The organism is Undibacterium sp. TJN19 (genome assembly GCF_049339485.1).
Classification (GTDB): domain Bacteria; phylum Pseudomonadota; class Gammaproteobacteria; order Burkholderiales; family Burkholderiaceae_D; genus Undibacterium.
This window is the reverse complement of the sequence record NZ_JBMPPL010000030.1, coordinates 1-5,851: the sequence shown is the minus strand read 5'-3', so window position 1 is coordinate 5,851 and position 5,851 is coordinate 1. Positions and strand designations below refer to the sequence as shown.

At 52.0% G+C, this 5,851-nt stretch carries 1 protein-coding gene; it reads left to right on the top strand.

The genetic code is table 11. From position 1 onward, the window contains the following. The coding region (locus ACO0LH_RS28240) for an amino acid adenylation domain-containing protein (protein ID WP_422944489.1) at nt 1–5,851 on the top strand (5,851 nt) is incomplete at both ends.

The following is a 5,851-nucleotide window of genomic DNA, read 5'->3' as shown; positions in this document are numbered from 1 at the left end:
ACCTCCTTCTGCTTCGACCTCTCCATCTACGAAATCTTCCTGCCCTTAACCACAGGGCAAACCTGCATCCTCATCGACAACATCCTCGCCCTGGAAAAACTCGATGAACACAGCAAACAACAGATCACCCTCATCAACACCGTCCCCTCGGCCGCCAAAGTCCTGCTCGACCGCAAAGCCTTCCCCGCCGGTGTCAAAGTCCTCAACCTCGCCGGCGAACCCCTCAAAGCTGCGTTGGTAGACCGCCTCTACACAGAAACCCCCATCGCCCAGGTCTACGACCTCTATGGCCCCTCAGAAGGCACCACCTACTCCAGCTACGTCAAACGCCAGGCCCAAGGCATAGAAACCATAGGCTGGCCCGTCGCCAATACCCAGTTCTACGTCCTCAGCCCTACCGGCCAGCTACTGCCCCAGGGCGTCACGGGAGAACTCTACATCGGCGGCATCGGCGTGGCCCGTGGTTACCTGCAAAGACCGGGTCTTACCGCAGAGAAATTCCTGCCTGACCGCTTCAGTCCACAAGCAGGCAGCCGTCTGTACCGTACTGGCGATCTTGTCCGCTACCTGCCCGATGGCAAGCTTGCATATTTGGGAAGAGCAGACCACCAGGTCAAGGTCAGAGGATTCCGTATTGAACTCGGAGAAATAGAAAGCACCTGCCTGCAACAGCCGGACATCAAAGATGCCGTTGTCATCGTCAGGGAAGACCAGCCTGAATACCGCCAGATTGTGGCCTACCTGGTACCGCATCAACAGACTGACAGCAACAGCAGCAATAGCACCAATAGTACAAATACAAGTAATGCAGCACTGACAGACAGCCTCAAAGCCAGCCTGCAAAAGCAACTGCCAGCCTACATGATGCCGTCGGCCTTCGTGGTCTTGCAAGCATTGCCGCTGACGCCCAATGGCAAGCTTGACAGGGCAGCCCTGCCGGTACCGGACGGGGCAGAACAGCGTGTGGGTTATGTGGCACCGCAAGGGGAAGTGGAACAACGGGTGGCGGCCTTGTGGGAAGGCTTGCTCAGGCGTCAGCAGGTTGGGCGCTTTGATAACTTCTTTGAGCTGGGGGGGCATTCGCTTTTGGCGATGCAATTGCTGGCACGTATCAGGGATGCATTTTCTGTTGAGCTGTCGCTTGACCAGTTATTTATCCATCGCAGTCTCCGTGCTATGGCGAATTGCATTGCCCAGACAACGGCGATTGTGCGAAGTAGCAACCTAACGCCAGCAGCGGCTGATATCAAGGCGCTACCGCTGGCCTTGTCCTACTCGCAGCAAAGACTGTGGTTCCTGAATCAGCTGGAAGGACCAAGTCCGACCTACAACATTCCAAAAATCATCCGCCTCACGGGTGAACTCAATATCACTGCTTTAAAACAGGCTTTGCAGTCCATTGTTGAGCGGCATGAATCGCTGAGGACTTCATTTGCAGCACAAGACGGCGTGCCGCATTTACAAATTGATCAGGTACACCAGGTCATTTTACCGCTTGAAGAAGTCGACACGATAGGGCGCTGGCATGCCGCATGTGCGGAAGAAAGCAGTTATTGCTTCGACCTCGGCCATGATCGCCTTTACCGTTTCAAGTTGATCAAGCAGTTGTTTGAAACCACAGGAAACCCATATTGCCTACTGGCGACTTTCCATCACAGTATCTTCGATGGTTTGTCCATCACCGTTTTCATGACAGAGCTGGCCACGCTGTACGCGGTATTTTCTGAAAACAAACAGGCGCAACTGGCGGCTTTGCCATTGCAGTTTTCTGATTATGCCCGTTGGCAGCAGGCACGCCTGAAAAATGGCGAATTCAAGGATCAGGAAAACTACTGGCGGCGACAGCTTGCAGAACTGGCACCCAGTCTTAGCCTGCCTGTTGACCGGCCTCGTTTGTCACAGCGCAGCCATGCAGGTGCATGGGTAGAAACACGGATAGACCGCCCGACGACGAGCAGGCTGAAAACCCTGGCGCATGAAAATAATGCCAGTCTTTATATGGTGCTGCTGTCAGCCTTTGCCGTTTTACTGGGACGGTATAGCAATCAAAATGATATAGCGATAGGCAGCCCGGTTGCCAATCGCCCGCATAGCGATCTGGAAAATGTAATCGGCTTTTTTGTCAATACCCTGGTCATGCGCTGTAAGCCGTCCGATCAGAAAAGCTTTCTTGATATTCTCACTGATACGCGAGCTGTTGTTCTCAAGGCGATGGCTAATCAGGATATTCCATTTGATTTGCTGGTAGAAACGCTCAAACCCGCACGCAGCCTCAGCACGACCCCCTTGTTTCAGGTGATGCTGGTATTGGTGAATGAAGAAGAGCAGCCTGATACCAGCTGGGCCAGTGTAGAAGATGCGGATGATTCTGGCAGCCTGCTTTCTGGCAGTGCAGGAAAGCAGGGCGTTGCCCATTTCGACCTGACCCTGCTTGTGAAAGTCGTACCGGGTGGTTTGCATTGCAAGCTGGAATATGCAAAAGACCTGTTTGATGAAGACACGGCAGAAAGCATGCTGGAGAGCTTCAAGAATGTTGCCGGTATTGTCGGCGCATTCCCTTCCAGCGCATTGTCTGTCTTTGAATGCATCAGCAAACAGGATAAGCATCAACAAATCCAGACCTGGAACCAGACTGCATCTGCTTTTAAAATCGATAACTGCGTACACCAGCTATTCGAGCGCCAGGCTAAAGCCAGCCCGGATGCGATTGCACTGGTGTTTGAGCATCAATGTATTTCTTTCCGCGAACTCAATAACCGCGCCAATTACCTGGCAGGATATCTGTTGAACCTGGGCATGGCAGTAGAAAACCGCGTCGGTCTGTATTTTGAACGCTCGATAGAGACGGTAATTGCCATCCTTGCCATCATTAAAAGTGGTGGCTGCTATGTGCCGCTGGACGCAGGGCACCCGGCAGAGAGAACGCAATTCATATTGGCAGATGCCGGTGTCAGATTTATCCTGTCCAATATTGCATTGCCTGAGGCATTGCATTCTTATGCCTATCAAAATGTGCATGTGCCGACCGTATTGCAGCAAGAAGCTTACCTGGGCATTGCGAGTTACCCGGATGTTCCGGCGGCGGGTATCGGCCTGCATCCAGACAACCTGGTTTACTGGCTCTATACCTCAGGCACGGCCGGTCGGCCCAAGGGCGTCATGGTGCGGCATTCCAGTTTGTCGAATCTATGCCAGGATTCCATACAGCGCAGGGGCTTTAATGGCGAATGCCGTAACCTGCAATTTGCACCTGTCAGTTTCGACGCTGCCAGTGCCGAAATCTTCAATTCCTTGTTGTCTGGCAGCATATTGCATATCCCGACGGTGAAGGTGCTGACTGACGCTGAAGAATTCAGTCGTTACAGCAAACGCAATGCAGTCAACCGCGGTTATATTCCACCTGCTTTCCTGTCGGTGCTTGATAAAAAAGACTTTGCCAGCTACCGCTCACTCAGTGTCGGCGGCGAAGCCATTCCCAAAGAAATTGCCAGACAGTGGTCACAGGTTTGCACCCTGACGAACGCCTATGGCCCCACCGAGTGCACGATTGCCTGTACTTCAGGTACGTTCGACGGCTCGGAAGACGTATCGATTGGCAAGTTTGTGGCCAATGTCAACGGCTATGTACTCAATGAAGCCTTCCAGCTTGCGCCCGTCGGTGTGGTGGGTGAACTCTATATCGGTGGTGAATGCCTGGCGCGTGGCTATGCCAGGGATAAAAAACTGACTGCCGAAAAATTTTTGCCAGACCCGTTTTCTCAACGCTCGGGTGCACGCCTCTATCGCACTGGTGATCTGGTACGTTACCGCAAGAATGGCAAACTTGAATTTATCGGACGAAAAGACCAGCAGGTAAAACTGCGTGGCTACCGTATCGAACTTGGTGAAATTGAAGCCTGCCTCGCCGCACATCCGCGTATCAAGGCCGCTGCTGCCAGTGTCCAGGGCGAAGAGAAAGACAAGAAAATCGTTGTTCATTATGTTTCGCATGACAACGATGCCGGTGTGATTGATGCCAGTGAATTGCGGGCATTTGCGCAGCAAAGCCTGCCCGCCTACATGGTACCTGCTGCTTTCGACAGACTGGTCAAACTACCACTGACGGCGAATGGCAAAGTCGATAGAAAAGCCTTACCGGTCATCCAGTTTGAAACTTCCGCATCCGTCAGCCAGGCACCTGTTGGTGAACTTGAACAGCAAATGGCGCAGCTATGGGCAGAAATGCTGGGCGTGAAGCATATTGGCCGGTTCGACAATTTCTTCGAACTGGGCGGCCATTCATTGCTGGCAACCCAGCTGGTTTCCCGTGCGCGGGAAAAATTTTCTACTGCCATCACAGTAAGGGATTTGTTTGAAAACCAGACACTGGATCGCTTCAGTGCCTTTGTCGCGTCACCACGACATCCTGCTGAAACGGCTTCAGCACCTGTCCTGACCAGGCGTGGTGCTGATATACCTTCCTTGCTTTCGCCAGCCCAGCAGCGTTTATGGTTCCTGTATAAATTCATAGGAAAGAATGCGGTTTTCAACATACCGCTTGCCTTGCAATTGCAAGGGACGTTGGACAAAGAAAAATTACATGCAGCGTTGACTAGCATCGTGCACCGTCATGAAGCCCTGCGTGCACGCTTCGTCGAAATTGATGGCGAGGCAAGGCAAGTCATTGATACACCCTCTGAGACGAAGCTGGTTGAAGAAATTGCCGAAAATGCCGAGGCATTGCGCAGCTTGTGTCATCGCGAAAAAAGTATATTTTTCAATCTGAGCGACGATACCTTATACCGCTTTTGCCTGATCAAACTCGTCGGTTCAGACAGGCATGTATTGCATATTACTTTTCATCATATTGTTGCCGATGGTCAGTCTGTTGCCATCTTCATCAAGGAGTTGTCAGGGTTTTATAACAGAACAAGCGGTGAAGACGTTGTGGCGGCATTGCCCTTCCAGTATGGTGACTATGTGACCTGGCAAAATCAGGCCGCGCAAAACCAGCAGCTTGAAGAACAAACCAGCTATTGGAAAAATGCGCTTGCAGGTTTGCCCCAGGGTCTGGAATTACCACTCGATTTTGAACGTCCACGTGCGCAGACTTTTTCCGGTGCCACGCGAAAAATATCTATTGGACACGAAACCAGCCGCCAGTTGCAAGAGCTGAGCAGGCAGCATAGCGTGAGCCTGTTCATGACGCTGATTTCGGCGTTTTCCGTATTGCTGAGCAGGCATGCGCGTCAATTTGACTTTGCGATCGGCACACCTATTTCCAAACGCGAAGTGCAGGGCACTGAACAATTGATAGGCCTGTTTTTAAATTCCCTGGTTTTACGCTTCAACCTCAATCTTGAACAATCTTTTACCTCGCTCCTGCAAAGTACAAAAAACACCACCATCAATGCCTACAGGCATCAGGATGTACCGTTTGAAAACCTGGTCGAACAACTCAAGCCTGAACGCAGCCTCAGTCATACACCATTCTTTCAGGTGTCTTTTTCGCTGGTTGAAAACCCGCTGAAAGACATGAAGCTTCAAGGGCTTGATGTCAGCCTGTTTGATATGGCCGAAGATGAGGGGGTTGCCCGTTATGACATCACTTTCAATCTAGCAGAAATTGACGGCAACATCGTCGGGACGATGGAATACAACACCGACCTGTTCAAGGCCGAGACCATAGAACGCCTGCTGAACCACTATGAACGCCTGCTCGAAGCCGTCGTGGCCGCCCCCCAGGAAGCCATAGGCGAACTCGACTTCCTGAGCGACGCCGAACGCCAGCAGCAACTACAAGACTGGAACCCTGCGGCAAGAACAGATAGTCCCCAAAGACCCACCAGCACCCAGAGCGTCCACACCCTGT